The following is a 475-nucleotide window of genomic DNA, read 5'->3' as shown; positions in this document are numbered from 1 at the left end:
GTGCCGGTGTCGCGGTCATGCCCGCCCCTACAACAGCGGGTGCAGCGATGCCTCTGCAGGAGCGGACTTCAGGCCGCGAAGCCGACGCCGTGGACACAGGCGACGCCGCGGAGGTTCCGAGGTGCCGGTGTCGCGGTCATGCCCGCTCCTACAACAGCGGGTGCAGCGAAGGCCCCTGTAGAACGAACTTTAGGCCCATGGGAAACGGCAGCGCCGATACGCCACCGTGATCCGGGCTTGCGTTACGCTGGTCCGGGAGGCCGTACCCGCGCAGGAGCACCCGATGTCAGAAGTCGAAAAAAAAAAAAACAACAGGACCTCTTGCGCGTAGACGTTGTAGAGCGTGATGCTCAACATCATGTTGGTGATCTACATGCACTTGAGGTTCTGGTAGTATATCAGCTCGTATTAGAATGCGAATGTCAGGCACACTGTATAGACGTGCAGTCAGATGTTCTACTTGTGCAGTAGCCAT

1 protein-coding gene is annotated in these 475 nt (G+C 58.5%); it reads right to left on the bottom strand.

Going from position 1 to position 475, the window contains the following annotated elements:
* Positions 1-286: 286 nt before the first annotated feature.
* On the bottom strand, positions 287-475 hold a 189-nt coding region (locus CSC78_RS19130), incomplete at its 5' end, for a hypothetical protein (RefSeq protein WP_238391351.1).

This window comes from Pseudoxanthomonas japonensis, assembly GCF_010093445.1.
GTDB lineage: Bacteria > Pseudomonadota > Gammaproteobacteria > Xanthomonadales > Xanthomonadaceae > Pseudoxanthomonas_A > Pseudoxanthomonas_A japonensis.
This window is presented reverse-complemented; position numbering and strand designations above follow the sequence as displayed.